The organism is Achromobacter sp. D10 (assembly GCF_035282245.1).
GTDB classification, from domain to species: domain Bacteria; phylum Pseudomonadota; class Gammaproteobacteria; order Burkholderiales; family Burkholderiaceae_B; genus Achromobacter; species Achromobacter insolitus.
Map to the genome: position 1 here is coordinate 1 of NZ_JAYJLE010000033.1, position 706 is coordinate 706.

The window sequence follows — 706 nt, forward strand, 5'->3', positions numbered from 1 at the left end:
TCCTTATCAAAAATCGGCTTCAGCGCATTCAAGGTGTCCGAGGTATCCCGGTTCAACGCCACGATCGTTTCCGCCGCCGTCATCCCCGTCAGATGCTGCTGCGCCGCCTCGTCGCGGATTACGACCGTGCCGCCGCTGATGGCGCTTTGTGTGGTCGAACTGCTGCTGCCCTTGGCGCCCACGACGATGGGTGTGCCCATGCCAAAGCCGCCGCTGCCAGTGGCGACGGACGAGCCATGCTCCTTGCTGGCGCCGCCCGCCACCTGGCCGCCCTTGGTCGTGCCCAGGCCTGCGTCTGCGCCCTTGCCGCCTCCGAAGCCGAAGCCCCCGCCGATGGACACCTGGCCGCCGCTGTATTTGGCGCGGTTCTTGATGTCCTCGGTGATCAGCGTGCCGGTGTCGAGCGTGTTCAGCCCTTGCGCCACGGCCCGGTCGCTGCTGGCGAGGACGCTGCCGGCGAGCTTGGTCTCGTTCTTGACGTCGATCTGGAAGCCGCCGTCGCCTGCCCGCAAGCCCGTCTGTTCCATGACGGACTTGAAGTCGCTGTTCATCTTGCCGGCGCTGGCGTTGGCCGAGAAGCTGCTGGCGCCCTGGCAGTACGGCGGGATGCATAGACTCAGCCCGAAGCCTGCGCTCTGGTTCTTGGAGTCGTACTTGCTGCGGTCCTGCAAACTCTCCAGCAGCAGGTTGCCGCCGACGGATGCGA

The 706-nt window shown here is 66.0% G+C and carries 1 protein-coding gene; it reads right to left on the bottom strand.

The genetic code is table 11. The features are described from left to right. The coding region (locus tag VCS63_RS29710) for a hemagglutinin repeat-containing protein (RefSeq protein ID WP_323881927.1) at nucleotides 1-706 on the bottom strand (706 nt) is incomplete at both ends.